The organism is Microbulbifer sp. CNSA002 (assembly GCF_047324085.1).
Lineage (GTDB): Bacteria > Pseudomonadota > Gammaproteobacteria > Pseudomonadales > Cellvibrionaceae > Microbulbifer.
Window position 1 is genome coordinate 3,914,075 of sequence record NZ_CP172449.1, and the last position, 21,296, is coordinate 3,935,370.

At 44.1% G+C, this 21,296-nt stretch carries 32 protein-coding genes and 1 pseudogene; 1 reads left to right on the forward strand and 32 read right to left on the reverse strand.

From position 1 onward, the window contains the following. Positions 1–17 precede the first annotated feature (17 nt). From ACG1BZ_RS17350 to ACG1BZ_RS17395, 10 genes are all read right to left on the reverse strand, one after another. Positions 18–380, reverse strand: coding sequence for a DUF2750 domain-containing protein (locus ACG1BZ_RS17350; RefSeq protein WP_413662918.1), 363 nt, complete (start codon positions 378–380; stop codon positions 18–20). A 77-nt stretch (positions 381–457) separates the two neighbouring features. Then, entirely contained in the window at positions 458–859 is a 402-nt protein-coding gene (locus ACG1BZ_RS17355; protein ID WP_413662919.1) for a hypothetical protein, read from the reverse strand. A 102-nt stretch (positions 860–961) separates the two neighbouring features. Then, positions 962–1,795 carry an acyl-CoA thioester hydrolase/BAAT C-terminal domain-containing protein gene (locus ACG1BZ_RS17360; RefSeq protein ID WP_413662920.1) on the reverse strand — a complete coding sequence of 278 codons (834 nt, stop codon included), beginning with the start codon at positions 1,793–1,795 and terminating at the stop codon, positions 962–964. 150 nt (positions 1,796–1,945) lie between these two features. Then, on the reverse strand, positions 1,946–2,191 hold the full coding sequence (locus ACG1BZ_RS17365) for a hypothetical protein (protein ID WP_413662921.1): 246 nt from the start codon (positions 2,189–2,191) through the stop codon (positions 1,946–1,948). 88 nt (positions 2,192–2,279) lie between these two features. Continuing rightward, the gene (locus ACG1BZ_RS17370) at positions 2,280–2,858 is read right to left on the reverse strand and encodes a hypothetical protein (RefSeq protein ID WP_353376764.1); all 579 of its coding nucleotides are present in this window, start codon (positions 2,856–2,858) and stop codon (positions 2,280–2,282) included. Between the two features lie 100 nt (positions 2,859–2,958). Then, entirely contained in the window at positions 2,959–3,846 is an 888-nt protein-coding gene (locus ACG1BZ_RS17375) for an IS3 family transposase (protein WP_413662311.1), read from the reverse strand. Further along, entirely contained in the window at positions 3,798–4,151 is a 354-nt protein-coding gene (locus ACG1BZ_RS17380; RefSeq protein ID WP_413662312.1) for a transposase, read from the reverse strand. The genes ACG1BZ_RS17375 and ACG1BZ_RS17380 overlap by 49 nt, the downstream gene beginning before the upstream one ends. Before the next feature lie 109 nt (positions 4,152–4,260). Then, a complete protein-coding gene (locus ACG1BZ_RS17385; protein ID WP_413662922.1) occupies positions 4,261–4,590 on the reverse strand; it encodes a hypothetical protein in 330 nt (109 codons plus the stop codon). Positions 4,591–4,691: 101 nt separating this feature from the next. Next, positions 4,692–4,919 (reverse strand): hypothetical protein, encoded by a 228-nt coding sequence (locus tag ACG1BZ_RS17390; protein WP_413662923.1) that lies wholly within the window; start codon positions 4,917–4,919, stop codon positions 4,692–4,694. A 104-nt stretch (positions 4,920–5,023) separates the two neighbouring features. After that, a complete protein-coding gene (locus ACG1BZ_RS17395; RefSeq protein ID WP_413662924.1) occupies positions 5,024–5,323 on the reverse strand; it encodes a hypothetical protein in 300 nt (99 codons plus the stop codon). Positions 5,324–5,639: 316 nt separating this feature from the next. Between ACG1BZ_RS17395 and ACG1BZ_RS17400 the strand changes: the two are divergent. Further along, a pseudogene (locus ACG1BZ_RS17400) lies at positions 5,640–6,581 on the forward strand (IS110 family transposase). A 36-nt stretch (positions 6,582–6,617) separates the two neighbouring features. Here the strand turns inward: ACG1BZ_RS17400 and ACG1BZ_RS17405 are convergent. The 22 genes from ACG1BZ_RS17405 to ACG1BZ_RS17510 form a co-directional block, all read right to left on the reverse strand. Then, positions 6,618–6,995 carry a tetratricopeptide repeat protein gene (locus ACG1BZ_RS17405; protein WP_413662925.1) on the reverse strand — a complete coding sequence of 126 codons (378 nt, stop codon included), beginning with the start codon at positions 6,993–6,995 and terminating at the stop codon, positions 6,618–6,620. Positions 6,996–7,515: 520 nt separating this feature from the next. After that, complete coding sequence (locus tag ACG1BZ_RS17410; protein ID WP_413662926.1) at positions 7,516–7,905, reverse strand: hypothetical protein; 390 nt, start codon at positions 7,903–7,905, stop codon at positions 7,516–7,518. 96 nt (positions 7,906–8,001) lie between these two features. After that, on the reverse strand, positions 8,002–8,367 hold the full coding sequence (locus tag ACG1BZ_RS17415; protein WP_413662927.1) for a hypothetical protein: 366 nt from the start codon (positions 8,365–8,367) through the stop codon (positions 8,002–8,004). Positions 8,368–8,468: 101 nt separating this feature from the next. Next, positions 8,469–8,975: a hypothetical protein gene (locus tag ACG1BZ_RS17420; protein ID WP_413662928.1), complete on the reverse strand. Its 507-nt coding sequence runs from the start codon at positions 8,973–8,975 to the stop codon at positions 8,469–8,471. Positions 8,976–9,068: 93 nt separating this feature from the next. Beyond that, positions 9,069–9,461: a DUF5958 family protein gene (locus ACG1BZ_RS17425; RefSeq protein WP_413662929.1), complete on the reverse strand. Its 393-nt coding sequence runs from the start codon at positions 9,459–9,461 to the stop codon at positions 9,069–9,071. 43 nt (positions 9,462–9,504) lie between these two features. Beyond that, positions 9,505–10,350, reverse strand: coding sequence for an IS3 family transposase (locus tag ACG1BZ_RS17430; protein ID WP_413662930.1), 846 nt, complete (start codon positions 10,348–10,350; stop codon positions 9,505–9,507). Positions 10,351–10,358: 8 nt separating this feature from the next. After that, positions 10,359–10,667: a transposase gene (locus ACG1BZ_RS17435; RefSeq protein WP_413662931.1), complete on the reverse strand. Its 309-nt coding sequence runs from the start codon at positions 10,665–10,667 to the stop codon at positions 10,359–10,361. Positions 10,668–10,810: 143 nt separating this feature from the next. Then, positions 10,811–11,161, reverse strand: coding sequence for a hypothetical protein (locus ACG1BZ_RS17440; RefSeq protein WP_413662932.1), 351 nt, complete (start codon positions 11,159–11,161; stop codon positions 10,811–10,813). A gap of 88 nt (positions 11,162–11,249) precedes the next feature. Next, positions 11,250–11,618 carry a hypothetical protein gene (locus tag ACG1BZ_RS17445; RefSeq protein WP_413662933.1) on the reverse strand — a complete coding sequence of 123 codons (369 nt, stop codon included), beginning with the start codon at positions 11,616–11,618 and terminating at the stop codon, positions 11,250–11,252. 54 nt (positions 11,619–11,672) lie between these two features. Further along, positions 11,673–12,029: a hypothetical protein gene (locus ACG1BZ_RS17450; RefSeq protein WP_413662934.1), complete on the reverse strand. Its 357-nt coding sequence runs from the start codon at positions 12,027–12,029 to the stop codon at positions 11,673–11,675. A 94-nt stretch (positions 12,030–12,123) separates the two neighbouring features. Further along, positions 12,124–12,534: a DUF6896 domain-containing protein gene (locus tag ACG1BZ_RS17455; RefSeq protein WP_413662318.1), complete on the reverse strand. Its 411-nt coding sequence runs from the start codon at positions 12,532–12,534 to the stop codon at positions 12,124–12,126. Between the two features lie 119 nt (positions 12,535–12,653). Beyond that, positions 12,654–13,943, reverse strand: coding sequence for a group II intron reverse transcriptase/maturase (gene ltrA / locus ACG1BZ_RS17460; RefSeq protein ID WP_413662935.1), 1,290 nt, complete (start codon positions 13,941–13,943; stop codon positions 12,654–12,656). A gap of 612 nt (positions 13,944–14,555) precedes the next feature. After that, positions 14,556–14,999 carry a hypothetical protein gene (locus tag ACG1BZ_RS17465; RefSeq protein ID WP_413662936.1) on the reverse strand — a complete coding sequence of 148 codons (444 nt, stop codon included), beginning with the start codon at positions 14,997–14,999 and terminating at the stop codon, positions 14,556–14,558. Positions 15,000–15,134: 135 nt separating this feature from the next. Then, the gene (locus ACG1BZ_RS17470; protein ID WP_413662937.1) at positions 15,135–15,359 is read right to left on the reverse strand and encodes a hypothetical protein; all 225 of its coding nucleotides are present in this window, start codon (positions 15,357–15,359) and stop codon (positions 15,135–15,137) included. Between the two features lie 1,355 nt (positions 15,360–16,714). Continuing rightward, positions 16,715–17,059, reverse strand: a complete 345-nt coding sequence (locus ACG1BZ_RS17475; protein ID WP_413662938.1) for a hypothetical protein — start codon at positions 17,057–17,059, stop codon at positions 16,715–16,717. A gap of 113 nt (positions 17,060–17,172) precedes the next feature. Continuing rightward, positions 17,173–17,781 carry an ankyrin repeat domain-containing protein gene (locus ACG1BZ_RS17480; protein ID WP_413662939.1) on the reverse strand — a complete coding sequence of 203 codons (609 nt, stop codon included), beginning with the start codon at positions 17,779–17,781 and terminating at the stop codon, positions 17,173–17,175. A gap of 127 nt (positions 17,782–17,908) precedes the next feature. Continuing rightward, positions 17,909–18,283: a hypothetical protein gene (locus tag ACG1BZ_RS17485; protein ID WP_413662940.1), complete on the reverse strand. Its 375-nt coding sequence runs from the start codon at positions 18,281–18,283 to the stop codon at positions 17,909–17,911. Positions 18,284–18,373: 90 nt separating this feature from the next. Then, the gene (locus ACG1BZ_RS17490; RefSeq protein WP_413662941.1) at positions 18,374–18,631 is read right to left on the reverse strand and encodes a hypothetical protein; all 258 of its coding nucleotides are present in this window, start codon (positions 18,629–18,631) and stop codon (positions 18,374–18,376) included. Between the two features lie 86 nt (positions 18,632–18,717). Then, positions 18,718–19,101 (reverse strand): hypothetical protein, encoded by a 384-nt coding sequence (locus ACG1BZ_RS17495; protein WP_413662942.1) that lies wholly within the window; start codon positions 19,099–19,101, stop codon positions 18,718–18,720. Between the two features lie 80 nt (positions 19,102–19,181). Further along, positions 19,182–19,640: a hypothetical protein gene (locus ACG1BZ_RS17500; RefSeq protein WP_413662943.1), complete on the reverse strand. Its 459-nt coding sequence runs from the start codon at positions 19,638–19,640 to the stop codon at positions 19,182–19,184. 135 nt (positions 19,641–19,775) lie between these two features. Beyond that, entirely contained in the window at positions 19,776–20,189 is a 414-nt protein-coding gene (locus tag ACG1BZ_RS17505) for a hypothetical protein (protein ID WP_413662944.1), read from the reverse strand. Between the two features lie 489 nt (positions 20,190–20,678). After that, a complete protein-coding gene (locus ACG1BZ_RS17510; protein WP_413662945.1) occupies positions 20,679–21,092 on the reverse strand; it encodes a hypothetical protein in 414 nt (137 codons plus the stop codon). Positions 21,093–21,296 lie beyond the last annotated feature (204 nt).

Here is a 21,296-nt window from a genome sequence, read left to right on the forward strand (position 1 = left end):
GATTTTGCCTGCACTGGTTATGTGTTTTTGTCGAGGTAATAGCTAACATTAGCAATAACATCACTTGGCTCAAGGTCGTAACCTGTAGCATTTTTACCACTCCAGTTTACGCCAATTAACAGCTCACTATCAGTTAAATTTGGTGCCCACTCTTTTTCAAACTCTTCCCATGTTAATTCTTGTGGCTCAAAAATTGAGTATGCAGGTACATTTTTTATAATTTTCTGAACTCGACTATGAGTTGACCAGAATGGCATTGCTCTTTTTCCACTTGACGTTAAAGGGGCAGGATTCCCCCCCTCATCTTTGCAAGTCCATAGCTTACCATTCTTGGCTACATCTCGATAAAATGCTGCAGCCTGTGAAGCTGATTGTCCCATCTATACTTCCTTATTGATCACATAACGCCAAGCGAACCGGCGGCGTAGCCGTCGGGTTGCGCGCCTTGTTAAGTGTTTTACTCTGGTGACCATTCTAACTCCTGAGCGCTGCCTAAAGGTACGAATGAAGCAAACCCTGATATTTTGTAAATCGCATTTTTCTCTGTTGATTTAGCATAAACATAAAATGCACTTTGAGGCACCTGAAACCCACGGGAGCAGCTGCTACTAAGCTTATTTTTAATTATGACCTTACCGTTTACATTACCTTTATAAGACTTGATGACCGTGAAGGTTGCGGTTTGCTCCATAGCTTCTGAGTCTATTTCTTCGGATTCGAGTCTGCCAAAGAACATCACATCGGACTGCTCTAGGAACTTATCAGACTCCAAAGTGACCCGCTTAAACGGACTAATAGGACAAGCCGCGCTAGTCAACGAGAAAGCCAAGATCAATGTCGTTAGTACAATGTGCTTCATACACTTAACGCCTCGTTAAGAGGCAATAAAATTGTTGGCTAAAATTAGCGACGAAGGAGCAAAAGCCAACTGTTTTTTGTCCTTTTAAACGACTTGTTAGCACTACAATGTACTCACAAAGTGATTAATTATAGATTTTTTAATTTCAGGGGCTGTCTCTTGACTGAACCCATGACCTGTTTTGTAAGAATTATGCACTACTTTATGCTTAAACTTCTTATTTTTTAAATAAACCTCTATGTCTTTAGACATTTGAAAAGATGGCCAAATTTGATCATTTTCTGCTGAAATCAGAAGTATTGGGCCATTAATATTTTCAAATTTAAATAAGGATTTATTGACGTTAGTTTTATTTTCTAATGCAACAGTAAATCTGTCGATTAACTTAGCATTTGAATCTAACTCTAAACCTAAAGCTGGAATGTCTTGACCTTCAATTGTCCAAGCAGACTTCGGCACAGTTAGACCATACCAAGCAACCTTACTTGGAGTTGTAACAACTACAGATTTAATACGAGAATCCATACTTGCCAACAAAAATGCAGCCTCTGAACCTCTAGATCCACCAACCACACCAATTTTAGATGAGTCGATTAAAGGGTGAGTTTCTAAATAGTTAATTGCATCAATGAAATACTCCATTGGTATTTGATCTAGTGTTTGAGAAATACCTTTTTCTTTAAAATAAGCTAGCCCTAAAACAGCAACACCATGAGGTGCGATCATTTCACCATTAGCATTACCAGTACCTAATCCGCCCTCAGAGCCTCCAAAGGCAATTACCACGGGAAGTTTTTTTTCAACTTTTGGTAAATATAAGTTAGCAACTAAGTTTTTATATTCGACTTTACTTACCTCGTATTCATGATTTTCAGCTTTAAGTGAAAAAGAAGCTAATAAAATAATTAGAAATAAAGAAAGTATGGATTTATGCACGATATCTCCTTGTAGTGCTAACGCCGCCAACAGCTGCGGCTTTGTAGTTGATTGGTATTGCGCTAGCGTAGCGGAAAGCGCATAAGCCAAGCAACGGAAAAGCCGTCAGATGCTTGGCTTTGTTATGAGTTTTTAATACCGCGTATTGTTTTAACTATATGATGTATTAACCCACCAGCTATGAACAACCATAACCCTATACCCACAAGCATGTTCATCCAATATCCACCAGGATCGTCTGCTAATGTATATTGCTCTCTCCCCCCTTCCTATACTGCCCATCTCGCCAGAAAAGTACCCATTTGCGAGCATCACTGCGCCCAGCACTAAAACTATCAACATTAGTAATATTGCAGTAATTAACTGCAATATTTTCATTGTTTTTGGTTCTTCCACTCCGTACTACCCATTACTCATAACGCTTGCAGCTGGGGCGGAAAAACCAGAGCGAAGCGGCGGTTTTTGCGTCCCTAGCCTGCACTTGTTAGCTGCGGACCTCTACCACAGCTACGGATTTACATACTACAAAGCATGTATCAAACACCAATGCCTTGCACCCACCCTCAGGATTATATGAGGGAATAAAATTAGTTTTAATGTGATTACCAACTGCACTTTGATAAAGCTCCATTAGCGGTTTTGGCCCCTGCGCTAGTTGCCCATTAGAGCCTTTACAGAACTCTATGAACTGGCCTGCGTTATATGTATTGGCAAAGTCAGTAAGGGGACGCCAGCCACCAAATAGTTTTTCATGAGCCTCCCAAACTCGCCCTAGTATTTCATACCTATTTTCTGGCTGTGAGGAGTAATAAAGATACCCATGAGGCTCATTGTGATTCCATAGTAACTGGTGAGAATCCGTAAATTCGATCTCGCCAGACACAGAAGGCCGCACTTCGCTTTCTGTTACTCCATGACACGTAATCTTGAAATAGCGCGTAACATCATAGTCGTTCCAATCATCACACTGGAAATCGATTATTAAATCATCTGAATAATCTACGGCGGTGATTCGACCGTTAAGATCTTCGTATAGCTTCTCTGATAATTCTTTGATGTTCATATTTACGCGCAGCTAACGTCTCAATAACCCGCAGCTGGAACGCAGCGAAGCGGAGTGTAGAAGCCTCCCCCCTTAAAGTAGACGCCACCTTATATTCATCTTATGCGGCCATTCTTTCATATTCATCTGGGCTTTTGAACCCAAGTGAACCATGTCTTCTTTTAAAGTTATAGTACCTATCAAGATACCAAGCTAAGTTAGCTCTTAGTTCCTCAACGGATTCAAAATTAAATCCTTTGAAACTCTCAGTTTTCAGTGTTTGAAAAAATGATTCTACATACACATTATCATTCATAAATCCTGGACGGTTCATGCTCGGCTCAATACCCAGTTCTTTGAGTCGACTTTGGTATGCATAAGCACCGTACTCAGAACCTCGGTCACTGTGAAATATTAGATCTGATTCTATATTTCTGCGACGAACAGCTTTATTTAGCGCTGACAGTGTTAGCTCAACAGTTCGAGTATCCGACAACTCCCAACCCAACACTTTCCGGGAGTAAAGATCAATAATCACAGCTAAATATTGCCATTGTCCATTGATCTTCAGATAGGTTACATCACCAGCCCATTGAGAGTCTGGTTTACTCGGCATACCATGCTCTCTTTGTAGGTTTTCAACCTTAATATAAGGATTTCCAGGCAAAGGGCGTCGACGATAGATCCTTCCAGCTTTCCCCACGATTCCAGCCTCTCTCATAAGGCGTTCAACGCGTTTGTGATTTATTCGTTCACCATTAGCTTTCAGCTCTGCGCTAATTCTTGGACTTCCATAATTACCATCATGCTGTGTATAGATAGCTTCGATACACCCTAGAATTCGCCTATTCTCTATGTCACGAGTGCTCTCATCTCGATTGAGCCACTTATAAAACCCTTGGGGTGAAACATTCAAGTATCTACATAAGTACCTGACACCAAAGTCTGATCGATTAAGAGCTATGAACGAGAATCTTTCAGCTTTGGATCTTTCAGGTACATTTCCCACTTTTTTAAGAAATCATTCTCCTTTTGCAATTTCTCGACCTGCTTTTTTAGACGTCTTATCTCTTTATCATCGGTTTGAGACCGATTTTTCGTTGTTTTTGTCATACTTATTCTACGACTGGGCTTCTCGACCAGCTTGCCTTCTCTACTTTCCTGTCGCCATCTATACACCATTACTGGATGCAAACCAATAATGTTGGCGATAGTAGTCGTATCTACTTTCAGTTGATTAGTGAGAGCTACCACTCTAACTTTGAATTCTGTTGAATATTCAACAACTCGCTCTTCACTCAGTATTTTCGGCATTTTTTCCTACCCTATTCAAAAGGTAGGCGTCTACTCAATGGGGGAAGGTTTCTCCCACGGAGCCAGCATGCTGGCGGAGTAAACTTAGGCACCTGGTTAAATGCTAGCTTCATGACCATGTTATATCGTATTTGTATCCATATGTATTTATGTGGTCTTTAGCCAAAAAGTAGGTACTAAAATGATCACTGTAATTTATGCTATCTCCGTTTTCGAATTGCCAAAAGTAGACTACACCTTCGTCACTTACTTCAAAACTGACATAATCAATTGCTTTATCATACATTTCATCTAATTCGAAGGAAGTATAATTCCACGTTTGTTTGATTAGTTTGGCAAGATATTTAACTTCATCTTGATAAAACCAATCGCCAGAAGCAACAATTTCTTCTTTTATTATTTCTGGTTCCCACCCATCAGGTAGTTTGTAATTATTCATCTTGCATTTAACGCCTAGCCGCACAGGCCGGAGGTGCAAAGCACCAGAGGTCCAAAAAATGCACAGCATTTTTGATCGGGCCGGCTCTTGTTATGTGTATTTTAAGTTCCATCTCTGAGTTTACTCCTGCATTGTTGAATGAAGTCTCGATACTCAAGATCAGAATCTTGATGCAGTGTTTTCTCAAATACGCAACACAAGTTCCATAACGCTCTTTCTTCTGCCTGGTCCTCAATCATGAGCTTGTCTGAATCACTAAATCTACGAGTCAGCTCAAACAGAACCCATGCTTCATCTTCCGTGAGCGTGATTTTTACTTTTTTGCTCATAATCTCTATTTACACATAACGCCTAGCACACGGGCGACCGAAGCAAAGCGTAGGCCGTCCAGCCCACATATTTTGCGGGCAATCGTGCTGCTTTTTGTTATGCATTAGCCTCTCCGCCAGTCTTTAATAGTTGCAATAAGTAGGGCTATGAAAATTACTAGAAGGAAAAAGGCAACACCATACCCCACGGCACCATCTACTTTAGCTCCTTTGGCCTCCCAATGCCCATAGGTTATAAGCTGATATAGCATTGCAAAAGATATGAAGCCACTAGTAAATACAGCTAGTAACATATGCCGCAAATTGAAAAGCTTTTTCCCAAAAGCAAGCTCCCCCCATGAAGGAGTCTCGATTTTTCTATTGAGGCCTTTTCGACGCCATCGGCGGTCTTTGAGATTAGACATAGTTTTTATTCATAACGCCTGGAGCACGGGCCAGAGCCGCAACGCGGCGGAGGTCCAGCAAATGCTTGCATTTGTGATCGTGCCTGCTCTTGTATGGTTGTTCTTGATCGATTCTGATGTTGAAAATCCTTTTCGCTAACGGGTAAATTGAGACCCACCTTCGGCGGCCACCGAAGGCCTTGTTTGTCACAGTTCGTTGCTGCGCCGGTTTATAAAGACCGTTAACAAGTAGGAACGTGACAGACACTCACTATGCATAACTCGGATAGTCATGTGGGCCTCGAGCCCGAATAGCAAGGCGGAGATAGCTTATCTTATGGAACCTCAAGAGATCAATGTCGGTATCGATAGCAGCAGTAAACAACTCGATATTTATGTGAGACCTACTGGCCAATTCTTTAGTGTTGCCAATGATAAAAATGGCATTAAGGATGCCCTTAAACAATTACAACCTCTTAAACCTCAAAGAGTATTAATAGAGTCTACATGAAGACTCGAATTAGAGTTTGTTTACGTCGCTGACAAAGCAGGATTACCTGTTGTTGTTTGCAACCCTTCACAGATAAGAAGCTTCGCTAAATCCGCAGGGCGCCTAGCCAAAACTGACAAGCTAGATGCAATGGATATTGCACATTTTGGTGAGGCCATGAAGCCAAGACTATCGGAGCTAAAGCCAGAAAAACTTAGGGAGATCAGTGACTTACTGGCGGTAAGAAGTCAATGTTTAGAGATGAGCACAATGCAAAAGAATCGGCTTCAGAGGATGCCTAAATCAGTGCACAAACCTATACAGGCCATTCTAAACACCATCAAGAAAGAGTTACAAGGTATCGACAAGCGACTGGATAAACTGGTTAACAGTGTGTCTGAGTGGCGGCAAAGGCGCGACCTATTGTTGAGTGCTAAAGGGGTCGGAAATGTATTGGCTTATACGTTGATGAGTGAACTTCCCGAGCTAGGAAAATTGAACCGTAAAGAAATCGCTGCACTTGTCGGTATCGCCCCGATGAACCGTGATAGCGGCAGCTTCCAGGGAAAGAGATATATTCGGGGTGGAAGGCATCGTGTACGTACGGTTCTGTTTGTTTCCATTATGTCGGCCATACAACATCATCCCAAATTAAAGCCGATGTATAAGCGATTAGTCGACGCTGGCAAACCTAAAAAGGTCGCTCTGATTGCCTGCATGAGAAAGCAGATTACGATTCTGAATACGATGGTGAAAAATAACACCTACTGGGATGAAAATATGGCTTAATAACTTGACGAACAACCATAGTCACTTGTTAAGTTTTTAGTGCCCCATTGGATCAAAGTATGCCTCCCAAGTTAGAGCGCTAGCTTGTTTTGACTTAGCCTTTTTCATATAGATCATTGCATTTTCGTGTGTTGAACAATTTATAAGCGCTACGCCAAGATTGTAAAATGCATGCTTGTTATTACTACCTTGATCTATTGCCTTTTTAAGGTACTTAGTCGCTTCTTTATGATTGCCCATATCACATAGAACAGTACCATAGTTGATGAGAGTCACTTCATGATCAGAGTTCGTGCGCAAAGCCTGTTCAAGCAAACCCTTTGCCTCATCAAAATTTTGATGCCACTTGGAGCTATCTTTCCAAGTTTCATCTATCAAAGACTTAGCTTTGTTGTTTATATCTTCAATGTTCATTCTGAAACTTAACGCCGCCATAAACGGATGCCGAAGCAACGCATAGGCAGTCCGGTGGAGGCCGCGATTTTTGCGGCCGGAACGAATTTAATGGCTTTGTTAAGGTGTTTCACTCTGCGAACCCTGCTAAAGCCAACATCGCGGTAAAGCTTACTAAAGCAGCCAACCCCATTGGAACAAAAACCACGGGTAGTACAGTATGCTTTAGCTTCGACCAACCGAACACACTTACGAAACCGGCTGAGTATATGATGGCTGATAATAGAGCTCCCAAGGATGCTCCAACATATAACGCATTACTAGGTTTTCCAGAACCATCAGCCGGTGGAGTATAAAGCCATATACCATCAGGGTTATCCGTATGTAGTGAATAACCAAAAGCGGCAGACAGCAATACCATGAAAATAATTAGCGCTAGTGTTATTAGCACTCTATTCATACGGAACCTTAACGCCGCCATAATGGGCCGCGCTGAAAGCGTGGTCCGGGCCTTTGCGCGGCAAAGGCGTTAATGGCCTTGTTATATTTCATAGCTTTGTTCAGGGTCGATAGCCCAATGTATTTTTTGTGCATGGTTTTCATAGAAGCTTTCCATGCATTCTGAATTAAGTATTTCGTCACTGGTTACTGGCATTATTTCCCATTTCGGCGCATGACCACCGTGATTGGTATAACCGACATAAAACCTGTTCGTTTGCTTACTTTGCAGCACGTAACAACCATTCATTGAACAACGTTTCGCGACACTAATGTATGGCTCAAAACTTAGGGAATACCGAATCAGTCCTATATAGTCTTCAAAACTCACATATCGAGACTTATCTTTGCTAGTCGAAGGCAAGACCTCACGCTCAATCGTTCTCTTTAGCAAAGTCACTAATTCGTCCTGTGATTTGACTTCGATTTCCATCGATCCTTCCAGAAATATAACGTCAAGGTAATAGGCCGACTGGAGCACAGCGTAAGGAGGTCCAGCCGCAGGCGCCATTGACCGCCTTGTTAGGCATTACTGAGCTAGTGGATTTGGACCCGCAGCCATACATTGCTTTGACCCTTTTATTGTGTATTGTTCGTTTAGATAAATACAGTGCTCACCATCCACCGCCACACTATGCCCACCACTTTTTTCACGATAAAGCACCATGATTGAAACTATATAGCCACCATCTGTTTCATAAGCATGAAACTCATAATCGATAGATTGGTTGGCGCTAGTTACATTTTTTACATAATACTCCTGAGCGATATCGAAGGCCTTAGTGACTTTATCCGATGTATAATAGTTCTTATGCGGATACCACTTGGGGTGCTCAAAGTCAGTAGCCGCTGCTAATGACGAAAATAAAACCATGAAAAGTACGATTGCTCTCATTGGATGCCTAACGCCGGCCGCAGCGGCTGGCAAAGCTGGCGATTTTTGTGCAGCGAAGCGCACAAAAAGTGACAGGTTTGAAAGTCCGTTGCCGGCCTTTGTTAGGCACTGCGAAACACCGGGAATTTAATGCTATTGTCCAATGCATGGCACGCCTTAATGATTTCATTTTTACGTTGGTCTTTAGTCCAACCGTTAATGTGCTCACAATACCACTCATCTTCTAGTTCGGCAAAATGATTCAAGTATTCTGGATAATCTAAATCAACGTTTGCACTATATATTTGAGATGCTGCTAGCTCAGGCTTTATCTTACCTTCGACACATTCCTGAGCGATTACTTTGGCATACCCCATTAACGAATCATCGCCAGGTGGTCGAGCAATATCTAGCTCTTTTAATACACGATCAAAATAGTCGTCGATTTCAAATTCATTAAATGGTGGCTGGAAAGTAGCGAGCTCTGCCAAAGATTCAGTGTCAACTCCATTTTCTAGTAGTGTCATTGCCCAAGCCACTTTATATTCCGCTCCAGCTGGATGCATCGCTGCCAGCCCAAGGACTCTATATGTTTCGAATAATTGTGACTTAGAGAGCATAGCTTCCAATGTGCCTAACGCCGCAAACAGCGGCAGATTTGGAGCGGCGAAGCCGCGGAAAAGCTGTCCAGCCCGCGAAGTGGGCGATGCTGCTTTGCTTTGTTATAGCTTTTCAAGGTTATGCCACCAATGATTGCACCCAGCCCTACAATCCGTAGTTCTTCTACGGCCATCAGCAATGGTAAATATCGCGAGCCAAAGCCTAAAGGCCTTGAGCCATTCATGGCTGGGCAGAGCTAGCACCTTTGCCCGTGCATTATTGAAATTGTTCTTCCGCATTATTACGCAGGGCGTATAGGACTCCTTTAAGCCGGACAACTTGATACCTTCTTCAATTTCAGACTCTCGTGGATGAGATTGATGAATGCATAAGTTCATATCCCGTAGGGCGTCATGCCGCGCCTCTTCAGGGAGGCCTTGAAACCACTCGATTCCTTGCTCTACAGGAATTTCACCTTGAGCGATTCTATTTATTGTGACTTCGTATCGTTCCATGCTCGATTAGCTTGGTCTTGCCCACAAAAAGTAGACACTCTAACTATGCGTATTTTCGTTCATACTCTGCTGGACTTACATAGCCCAATGCAGAGTGCCTACGAATCCTATTGTAGAAAATCTCAATGTATTCAAACACCTCAGATTTTGCTTGCTCTTCGCTTTCGAATGTTCCGGCATAGACCAGCTCGACTTTTAGCCTGCTAAAGAATGATTCCATTGCCGCATTATCCCAACAGTTAGCCTGACGACTCATACTCGGCTTGCACTTGCTGTCGGACAAGAGATCCTGGTATTTCTGCGATCGATATTGCACACCCCTGTCAGAGTGAACTATTAGTCCAGGCTTTATTGGTCGTCGCTCTAAAGCCATTTTCAATGCTCGACGTGTCAATTCATCGGTCATCTGCGAGTCAAATGCCCAACCTACAATACGTCGAGAGTACAGATCCATAACTACCGCGAGGTATAGCCACCTCTCCAGAACCCAGATATAAGTAATGTCACTGGTCCAGCGGCAATTTGGTTGATCCACATCAAAGCAACGCTTAAGTAAGTTGGCGGAGACGTTAATGCTCCCCTCTACGGGCTGACTATATCGAAAGCCTTTGCCGTTTCTCGCTTTAATATGCTCCTGTTGCATAAGCTTAGCGACGTAGTTCCGCGAGCATGGCTCACCTAACTCTTGAAGCTCGCAAGCAATTCTAGGCGCGCCATAACGACCTTTAAACTCAACAAACATCTCTCGGATTTTCTCGATTGTTCGTATCTTTCTAATCGTGCGAGCAGATGGCAATCGCCCCCGCCATCGATAATAACCCGATCTTGAGACATCTAAACACCGACACATCAAGCTAACCGGGAATGACCCTACATACTCTTGTATCAATGCGTACTTTACTCTTGGTGGTTCGCAAAGTACGCAGCTGCCTTTTTTAGAAACTCAACCTCCTGACGAGCTTCATGCAACTCCTTCTTGAGCTTGCGAACTTCAGCGCTTTCCTGTTTGGAATAGTCGACACCGTCTAAACTATTGAACTGCTTATCAGACAGCCGATTAAATTGACGACGCCAGTTGTAGATCTGCTGTGCGCTGACGCCTAGCTCTCGCTCCACAGAAGCCGTTGTTGCTCCAGCCTTTTCCGCTCTCTTAACTGCTTCTCTGCGGAACTCCTCCGTATACGCCTGAGTTCTTTTCTTACCCATGATACACCTCCGTGTTAGGCCTAAACCTAACTATACAGGGTGTCTACTAAACGTGGGTAAGTCTTAGCTATAACGCCGCCAGCACAGGCCGGAGCACGCAGTGCGGAGGTCCAGCCCCGAAGGGGCGATTGTGCCTGGCCTTGTTAAGTTTTGGCTAGTTTGGAACATAGAACCTCGACCACACCAGCCGCATTAAAGTTTAATTTATAGTGAAGCCAATTTTCACCTTCCCAGGCTTCACCTTGCTTAAGATGTTCTTTTACCCACTCAGAATCATGTACGATGTGACAAGAATCAAAGCGCTCAGATTCAGAAAGCTCGTATTCTGCATTTTGAAATTTAAAGCCTAGTGTGTTCTCGCACTTGATAGTGATGTGGTTTTCCTGCCAATCATTGAATTCCAATACGAGGTCAGCACCGTCAAATTTGAAAGTGATATCTTCGGCGTCTGCAACCGAAAAGCCTAGATCTATGATTTCAATATTCTGACTCATGACTTCCTTGGAAACTTAACGCCCGGCTCATCGGCGAGCGTAGCGAGTCCGGTGGAGGCCGCAGGCCGGAGCGTAATGCAGCCGCTTGTTAGGCACTTACTTTATCTGGCAATTCGGTTTTAAAAGTTACGCCATATTTTTCACTTAAAACATAATTCAAAACACCATCTTGTTGCAGTGAATCTAATCTTTCCAACTTACTTATCGGTGAATTTTCTGTGATTCTCATAATTTGATGCCCGTACTTTTCTATTCGATCTTCATAGAAGACCATGCAGTCGTAAATCAATTCAGCATTATCGTTGTCCTTAATTAGGTCAACGGTCAAAGCATACATGATTTGGGCCCAACATATTTCCAAGACAAGGGTGCCCTCTGAGCAATCTCGCTCAGCTTTCAAATAGTAGGACTCGTCTGCGAACTTCCTTGGAATTTCTTTAACTATCTTCCACTGCATACAGATGCCTAACGCCCCAAGCTGCGGCGCGAAGCGTCCGACAGCCTTGGCTTGTTATGGGTTGGCCCACATATTTAAAATACTGTCTAGCGCTTTGATAACTTCCTCACGCTTGGCGCCTTTATTTATACCCTTAGGCAGTTTTGAATACCAAGGATGCCAATAATGTTCTAACTCGTGACCCTTTTCCCGAGTAGAAGGGTGTACAGACTTTGAAAAGTAATCCTTACACTCTAGTACTTGGTCAATGCTCGCAAACTGGAAAATGAAATTGCATACGTCTGCAAAGTAAACCCATTTTTCAATTAGATTATCTCTTGAAGCTTCAACTAGTACACCGCCTTCGTTTCGAGTGCTCATGTAGTCAATGTGCTTCTTGGGGTCTGCGATCTCTCTCCATACTTTGCTCATACTTTATGACCCATAACGCCCGCAATAACCGGCCGGAGCGAAGCGAAGGTCCGGTGGAAGCCACACAGTGGCTGGAGCGAAGTTAATTGCCTTGTTATGTGTTTTGCACGAGATAGTATAAATTTCCATATTCTCTCGAATCCAATCTTTCTATTTCTTTAGCCTCAATAGCTTCATGTAACCATTGTTTAATATCACTTTCTTGTACGTACGGATATTGCTTTCTACGAGTACGAATGAAGCCACATAGTCTCCATTCATCAAAGCCATCGGTACGTCCATTGACTCCGTAGTCGAAGTCAATTATGTCCTTCTTGCTAATTTGAACCTTACAGCCAACGCCATGGAAGAAGTATTTATGCTTGTCTCCGAGCGTACCGATTTGGTCAATCGGCGGGGCCCAATTATGAGGTTCGTCAGTTTCAAGATATTTCTTAAGCAGCTCGTTCGCCTCTTCGACTTTTTGCTGAAAGTCGGAAATAATTTTTCGAAGCTCAGTATTCATGATTTACACAGTAGTGGTAGGACAGCCGGTTACCCTAACTGCCCCCACGCAGATCCGGACGTGCGGAACTACCGCATCCGGCTCTTCAGTAATATATTCGCTCGTGTAAAGCACGAACCCTAATACCAGTCCACAAGTATACTGCGCTTGTATACTCGCGGTGGCTTTAGCCCAAAATATCCCAGCATTTCCTTTAGACTATTCCAGTTGTAACTCTTGCGCTGACTCCGCCGGTTGAGCCATTTGTGTATGCTGTGTAAAACATAGCTGTACAAACGGGACAAGCTTCGACTGTTGTCTGGTAGACCGAAGTAGTTCTGGAAGCCCTGTAGCTTGCGCTTCAGTGTGGGAAGCCACTCTCTCAGGCGCTCACTGCGCTTGGCTTTGATCCAGTGGTAGAGCGCTTCCATTGCGCCCTTCTGTTTCTTTACGGCAGTCCGGCGCCTGAGCCTGGGGCGTTTATTGACGTCCAGGCTCCAGTAGAACTCAAAGCCCAGAAACTGGAACTGCCGTTTTCGACCCGGATGGAAGCGACTAAACCGCTTCAGGTGCGTTTTCTCGGGAGCTAACTGTAGGCCAAACTTGTTCAGCCGTTGCGGTAGCACCCGGTAAAAGCGCTCTGCATCCGTTTTCAATTGGAAGGCCACAACAAAGTCGTCGGCGTAGCGGATTAGCATGGCTCTGCCACGCATACGCGGCTTGACCTTCTTCTCGAACCACAAATCCAGGGCGTAGTGCAGATAGATGTTCGCCAGTACCGGACTGATCACACCTCCTTGCGGGGTGCCTGCTGCCGGTTTACTGAACTTACCATCTGGGGTTTGCACGCGCACCTTAAGCCACTGTTTAATCAGTGTCAGCAGGGCTTTGTCGTCGATACGAAGGGCTAGCATGCGCAGTAACCAGTCGTGATCCAGCTGATCGAAGAAGCCTTTAATATCGGCTTCAACGATGTAGCCGTAGCCTTTGAATTGCAGGTTTAAGCCAAGGCTATGTACGGCTTGGTGGGCACTTTTCCTGGGGCGGTAGCCGTAGCTAAAGGGCAGAAAATCCTGCTCCCAGATACTTTGCAGTAGCTGCGCTACGCTCTGCTGCACCAGTTTGTCTTCCACCGTAGGCAGCCCCAGTGGGCGCTGCTTGCCATTGCCTTTGGGAATCAATACCCGCTTAATCGCCTGGGTGCGGTAGCATTTGTCACACAGCCGTTGATGTAGGCATTGGATATTTTGCGGCAGACCTTGCCGGTAAACTTCGGTTGTTACTCCATCGATACCGGGGCGGGCCTGCTTGTTAAGCTGGCCCCAGCTTTGATACAGCAGGTTGGAATTTAGCAGTCCGTATAAATTCTGAAACCTGTGCGTGGGGTGGCTCTGTGCTTTAAATGCGATGGCGTGCAAGGCGGTTGTCATAGTGTATCCAGCCCTACTTTGTCCGGACTATGTTTCTGTTGCACACCGATATTACTGTCAGCCCCTTCGCCATGTAAGCGGCTTTCCCGCTCTCGGACTACTATGAGCTGATCCGACTTCCGAGTGGTCTTCGTTAGTTTCACCATTAGGCTTAACGTCCCTACCTGTTCCTTCAGGAACCTGCTCGGATCTCTCAAGTTCTCAATACCTCTCTTTCTACATGCCACGGCTTGATAACCCCGCCGATCCGCCACAACCTCACCAATGCGGTTGCTTTGCCTGGACTTCGATGGCGTTACACATCTCGTCAATCGGAGCTCATTTTATTATCGGAGCGATACCAGCACTTCAGGGTCACGATAACCCCTATGGCCTATAGAATTCTCTGTGTACGCTTCACATAGTTTGTTCACAGTGAGAAAAAAAATGAGTATATTTTTTTTTCTTTCTGTTCCGCCCTACGCGCAACACTCGATACAGGTGGCTGGTTAGGCCTTACCCGACAGGGACTTCCACCCTGCAAGAAGCATCAAGTTTAGCTTGACGCACTAACGCCCGCATTTGCGGCTGGCTTGGAGCGCAGCGGAAAACCAGTCCGACAACATGCGCTTGTTAGCTATTTTCATAGACTTTACAAAAATCTGTAAGTTCTTTTGCATACGCTGAAGTTTTACTATCAGCGTGGTCTAAATAATCCTTGTAAAGATTACACCCTACAAAGGCTGCTTCGCCAATTTCCGGAACGAACCTCCAGGTGCGAGCGCAAATATTTATAAAACAGAGCAATTCTCGAACTAAGGGTGCACCTATTGTTTCTAAGGAGGATATATCCTCAGTTTCAATTATGTATATTACACAACGTATAACACTCGGCGTACAAGAATAAACGGTTCCTTGATGGTATGCAGAGCTATAAAGAAAACCATTTACAGCGTCGTCTCTATCATCTTCATCATCACCTATTAGATTAGCCAGTTCTTTAGGCGCATCTATTGCCGGCCCATAGGCATGAACTAAATTCTTCCAATCAATAGAATCAATTAAGCTCGTATCCACGCGATATCTTCCTGTATTGCTAACGTTGCCAACAGGGGCAGCCGGAGCGTTTGCGTGCGAGGCACGCAGCGTAGGCTGTCCAGTCAAGACCTGAAGGGGATGGACGAGCCTGCTTGGTTTTGTTAAATAGCTGGCCTACAAACATGTCCCAGCCTGCTCCATTGTAGATTCATTAACTACCCCTTTAGAGTCCGCCTTGAATGTGATGATATAGTGCCATTTACTGCAGACGATACTATTAGCCTCACCAGAGTCAACAATCGTTAATGTATTTTCAGAAGGGTTAAAAATAGGCTCAAACGCTTTATATTTTACCATTAGATAACCAATTTTCGTCCTATGTGACTTGACAGATTCCATTTCTGCCTTCCAGTACTCAACTCTTCTTGGCCCTTCATTACTAATCTCACAAGAGCAAAGAAAAACCATCATTAACAGGGTGTATAAATATTTCATAAGCTATTTAACGAAAATAGATATGCGGAACCGTTAAGAAATTGGCAGTGCCTTTGTGCAAGCAAAGGGAATGACAACTTTTAGGTTTCCGCATAATCGGGTTGTTATTTGTTGCTCGTGGCACTGTGTACAAATCCACTACAAATATCTTTCTTTTATTGTCTACCACGATTCGGAGAGAGAAACTAGCAGCACTAGGTTCGCGGCCTTGCTTCGAAGCGGCTGCGCCGTCCGCATTAACTTCGTTATGCGAGCGTCGCTGAAGCTTCGAAGCTTACATGAAGGTCGAACCGTTGGCTATGGGCTTTCCCGCCAATACTGTTTTTTTATACAGCAGCCTAATAATTACCTGCTATTCTTTATTGAACCCCCGCAAAACTGGAGCGAGCGACCAATAACGTTGCCAGCAAGGGCAGCCGAAGCAAAGCGTAGGCTGTCCAGCCCAGCCACCGGCTGGGCGATCTTGCCTGGCCTGGTTATAGCTGGCGCGCTCTGAACGACCTACTTGCTCTCTGCCAGCCAACTTTGGCTGGCCACTGCCAGATAAATTTACAGGGAAAAATACCATACTTTCCCCACCAGTTAACTAGCTGATTGGCACTCCACAATGGTGCAGCTGGCTTGCAGAACTTGTTGGCTTCAAACGAAGGCACTTGAACGAAACTGCGGTACCAGTTTGAAGGAGAACTCTCTGGCGAAGCGTGTTTAGGTAGAGATTGTTACTTGCAGCAACTACAAACCATCTAAAAAATGACCGCCACAATAACGCCCACCACAACCGCATTTATGGAGGTGCATGTTTTGTGTTATGAGCGTAGCGAACAAAAAACATGCACCGGAATAAATGTCGGATTGCTGGTGCTTGTTAAGTGTTGTGGAAAGCACTTGCTAGCTCCCCCAGTACTTTATAAACTTTGACGCCCCACAATTTTTGCACTTCCAAGTTTCTTCGTACTTTCTTGGTCCCACATAAAATGACAGAGTAATTTTTGGCTTTATATTAATGCCAGCTGGATCTCTAATCTCTACAAGACTCATTTTCCCACCACACTGTTCACATGGTTTGCTGGTCTTTTTGTGAGCATATATTGCGACACATAAAAAACAAACTAGAGCAACCAGTAAAAAAACTATCTCTTGTTCTGACATGACTAACACTTAACGACTACAACAGGGGCGGCTGGAGCGCAGCATAGGCCGTCCCGCGAAAGGGCCGAAGGCCCGTAGCAACCTGCTTGTACTTGTTAAGCATTGCGACGCTATAAGCCAGAATAACTTTGATAAACTTCATGATCTTTGTAGTCCCCTTGCTTATTTAAGTTGATATATATTTGAATGGTACACTCATAGAATAGCCAAAGAAATATAGATTCAAATTTACAGTCAGCCTCATTTTCTCGTACTACGGCCTGGTATCTAAAAGAATACTTATCGTAAGAATACACAATGTTTGCTGAGGCTAAATATTCCTCAATTGCTTTCGTACTATCGCCTTGCGATAGATTAGCAGAAATACTTTCCTGTATTTTCTCGACTGTATTGAGACTATTACCCCAGACAGGATTGCTAATCATTACTAGCGCTAAAATGGTAGCTATCTTCAATGCTCTTCCTTGAACGCTTAACGTCTGGCTCAGCCGCCGTAAAAAATGGCGGTTGTTTTGCCGGCCTTTTGGCAAAACAGGTGACAGTTTTTGCGGTCGGTTGCAGCCACTTGTTAAACCAAGTTGTATTCATTTAATTTAAACTGCTCTATCAGTTCATGAGCACTTGGCCTCTTTTCTGTTTTTACCTGAGGGTCAGCCCCAGCTTCGAGTAAAACACGGAATAAAGCCTTATATTGTGCATACACGATTCTGGCTTCTTCATCAGTAAATTCTCGACCGATGATTTGCCTAGTATCCAATACTGCTCTGGCTAAGCAGCTATTTCCGAATGAGTCTTCGGAGCTTACAGATGCACCATTATTGATTACATTCTGAAGAGCATTAAGAGCAACTTTGAAATCATCTTCATTGTAAGTCAAACAATACGTACTAAATGCAACACCTCTAATACAGTCATGAATTACTGGAGTATTCCATTCATTTATTGTGGATTGCTCAATAAAGTTTACATCAGCCCCTTGAGATATTAGGTAATTAGCTATTTCATAATTCCCAGACTTGTAAGCTACATGCAAAGGTGATTGTCCATCATCTTTTTTTGGTGGCGCTGTATGACAAGCATTAACGAGGTCAGGAATATTATTAAGGAGTTCTTTAACTAAAGCTAAGTCGTTTGCTCTAACCGCTTTAAATAAACTTTTAATATCCTTCTTTAACATATTCCATTTCTTCGATAGATGATGAATAGGGTTTAACGCCGGTAGCAACGGCGGCTGAAGCGTAGCGTAAGACGTCCAGCCAGCGCGCTTTTTGCGCTGGCGATGTTGCCTACCCTTGTTAAGTGTTTTACTCCGCAGCCCATTGCCCTAAGCCCTCTACTGGATTTGGCAAACGACCAACAAGCCACTCAGCACATGTACCAGGCTTAAATTCTGGGTTATGGCACTCTATTACCCAAGATAGAAACTCGTCAGGGCCACCATTCATATAAGGTGGTGGAGACACCGGGTGAAAGGATGTTGGCAGACGCTCATTGACTGACATGTAGTTCAAAACATGACCAAGCTCCTGGACGGTGTGCCACGCAAATTGATGGTGAATATCAATATCGAATTTCACCCACCAGCAGCCATCTGCTTCTGAACCTTTTCCGATGGCACCACGTATCGCTGGAACTTTCTCAAGATACTCAATTAATTTTGTAAATGCTCTATCGTCCATAATGACACTTAACGTCCGCCGCACAGGCGAGCAACTTGTTGCGAGTCCAGCGCACGTAGTGCGCGATTGTGCCGGCACTTGTTAAATTTTTCACGGAACAAGCTCAACTACCTCACCGACTTTAAATTTACTTTTGTCATTACCATTTACAAGGTAAAAACAAAACACATCCAAATCTGGACTGCCATCATTTTTTAAAGCCCTAGGTTGTGTCACCGATTTCTTTATTGGGCACCCAGCTAATGCGGGATTATCTCCGAGTTCAAATTTGGTGTCATCGAGCACACGGACGAATATGCCAACTGGCTTTCTTTCTAGTATGTGCTCTATCTTTACTTTTTGACTCATGATCTTATGAAATTTAACGCCCGCCGCACAGGCGAGCAACTTGTTGCGAGTCCAGCACACGAAGTGCGCGCTTGTGCCGGCTCTTGTTAGAGAGCGAGCGCACTACCGGCACTGACATGAAACGGTTCGCCAACAACCTCAACTGCTTCTGGAACAGGCAAGTTGTTACCACAACAGTCTATTTCAATGTACTCAACCATTCCTGATTTTCCTGAGAATATTAGGATCTCTAACGTTTTACCGGCTTCTGCAAGATTAAAGTGTGCTTCAAAAATTACACCATATTTACCTGGAACTGCAATTGCTTTGGTGAAAGCCGGGACCAGGACCTTGAAACTATTACAACCGCACTGACAGAACTCAGAAAACACGGCTTTATCGAGGTGATTCTTTAGCGCTGGTGCATCAGGGAACTGACATCTCTCTAAAATAAAGTTAATCCAATCCCGCGCCCTATGTTCGTTATTCATTGGTTCTCTAACGCCCGCATTTGGGGCGGCTGAAGCGCAGCGTAAGCCGTCCCAGCCCGAAGGGCGACAACATGCGCTTGTTATACGCCGAACTTTGCAACAGCGTGCTCATAAACGGGCCTGTATTTACTAAATATTGGTAGCACATGCTTAACCGCTTCTTTCTCTGCTTGGTCGTGCCAGCCAAAATAGTCTTCAGCTATATATAGTTCCTGCAGTTCTTCTTCAGGCAACTCTAAGTCAAGGTCAAAGAGAATTCGTGCTATGGCATCGTACAAAGACAATTGTTCTTTTGAATATTTACTCGCAGCTTCTCCTGCAATAAAGTCTTGACTTGGCTCTCCATAAACTTGGAATTCGCTGCTTATCAACTCAAGTATCTCAGAAACATCCATTGCCAAAGATATGCTCTCAATAAATGGATCAACACCTTCATCGGTGTATTGGGAATACGCCCACTCAATAGCTTTCTCGTAAGACATTACATGCTTCTTCAAGAGATAGCTGAGAACATTGTATTCGGCTGCACTGTGTTTCATATTGATTGCGTATAACGCCGCAAACAGCGGCAGACTTGTTGTTGATTGTTTTGTGCAATAATGGCGAAGCCATGCACAAAACGAGCAACGGCAAGGCTGTCCAAGGAGCGCAGCGACTGATGCTGCTTTGCCTTGTTAGGTATTTTCCACCTCTATTTGCCATACAAATTCGTGATCTGTACCTTTCTTTAGAACTTCGATAAATGTGGTTACTCTCGCTCTCCTGCCAACTTGATAGTGCTTCATGTTTCTTCTTCGATTCACTACGCAGGTGTATGAATAAGTACCACCGTTATCCAGCTTTAGCGTGAAGCCTTCAGCCTCATTATGCATTCCTGTAAAGTGAATATCGTCAATGACCCCCTCATAAGTCTTGCTAGGTACTTTGCCACTATAAATATTGTCCCACCATTCGGGAGAACCATATAAACCATAAACACCTTTCAGTCCCAGGTGAGGCTTACTACTATCGAGAGACAGTTTCTGTGCCTTTTCAACTCGTGAAGGATCATCTTCATGCTCAATTTCTAGTGAGAATATTTTCTTCATGGCTACTTCTGCCTAACGTTGCCAGCAAGGGCAGCCGAAGCGGAGCGTAGGCTGTCCAGCCCAGCCTCCGGCTGGGCGATCTTGCCTGGCCTGGTTAAATTTTATGTCCATTGAGGCCACCCCAGCGATTTAAGCCATATTAAAAAACTGATACAGCTCAGATATGGTAAACATTTGTACAGTCTGAATCGCTGCTTGCGATACCACAGAAATAAAATAGCCAAATACGTCGCAGTAAAACCGGCAACTACATGGAGAGCTAGCCTTGCTACGTCACGAGACTCGTTTGAATGGACAAAGCCCATCTCAATGACATACCAGTTTACCCACATAGCCGATAACCATGGCAAAAGTGAAATCACAATGAGAGAGTTATCAATACGGCTCACTTGGAGATTGCCCTTAGAAATTTAACGCCTGTCTCACAGGCATTTTTAAGTTTGTGAAGCGAAGCGGAGCAAGCTTACAAATGTCCTGTGCAGCCACTTGTTAGGCATGTTCGACCTCAATTTGCCATACAAACTCATGATCTCTTCCTTTCTTTAAAACCTCAACAAATGTTGTCACCTTCAGACGCTTGCCAACCTTGTAGTGTTTCATGTTTCTACGTCGATTCGCGACACAGGTATAAGAATAACTACCGCCATTATCTAGTGCTAGAGTAAAACCTTCTGCTTCATTATGCATACCTGTAAAATGAATATCTTTGATAATCCCTTGGTAAACCTTGCTGGGTACTTTACCGCTATAGATTTTTTCCCTCCATTCAGATGAGCCATATAGGCCATAAACTCCCTTTAACCCTAGGTGAGGTTTGCTTTTATCGAGAGATAGTTTCTGAGCTTGCTCAACTTGCCCAGGATGGTCTTCATGCTCAACTTCAAGGGAATAAATTTTTTTCATAGTTTAGATGCCTAACGCCGCTAGCAAGGGCAGCCGAAGCAACGCGTAGGCTGTCCAGCCCAGCCCCGTAGGGGTTGGGCGAGCTTGCCTAGCCTGGTTATGGTTGGCGCGCTCGGGACCGACTACTAGCACTTTGCCAGCCATAGTTTGGCTGGCCGCTGCCCAACATTTACGAGGAAAGAATACCGCACTTTCCCCAACCAA